The sequence below is a fragment of the Lacticaseibacillus chiayiensis genome, from assembly GCF_004123795.1.
Lineage (GTDB): Bacteria > Bacillota > Bacilli > Lactobacillales > Lactobacillaceae > Lacticaseibacillus > Lacticaseibacillus chiayiensis.
Map to the genome: position 1 here is coordinate 1 of NZ_MSSM01000110.1, position 432 is coordinate 432.

General features: G+C 40.0%; 1 pseudogene. It reads left to right on the forward strand.

Annotated features, from left to right (window positions below):
* Window positions 1–261: 261 nt before the first annotated feature.
* A pseudogene (locus BVJ53_RS14865) lies at window positions 262–432 on the forward strand (P27 family phage terminase small subunit); the annotation flags it as partial.

Sequence of the window (432 nt, forward strand, 5' to 3'; positions counted from 1 at the left end):
TTGACGAAATGAATCAGAAACAAATTTGCAAAATTCAAGAAAATAAAAATAAAATTMMAAAATTGAATTTTTGAAAGAAATTTATCGGGCGAACAAACGGGCTGAAATCCTCCAGACCCCCCTCCATTTTTATCGGGGGTTACATTTCTCGAAGCGGAAGAACGGTCGGCCTCTTTTTTGCACCCCAAATTGTAACGATTTTTAAGGCGGCAGGGGTAAACTCAGCCCATTTTATATAGATATTAGGAGGTGAAGTGGGAAATGGCTGGAAAATACAAAGTGTTGCAAATGTCTAAGGGTGATTTGACCAAAGAACGGCAAGAAGCCAAGCTACATGCGGAATTGATGGCCAAAGATGGCATTCCAAAACTTCAGGTAACACCGCCTAATCATCTTGACCCAGTCGCAAAACAAGAATACAAGCGAATTATC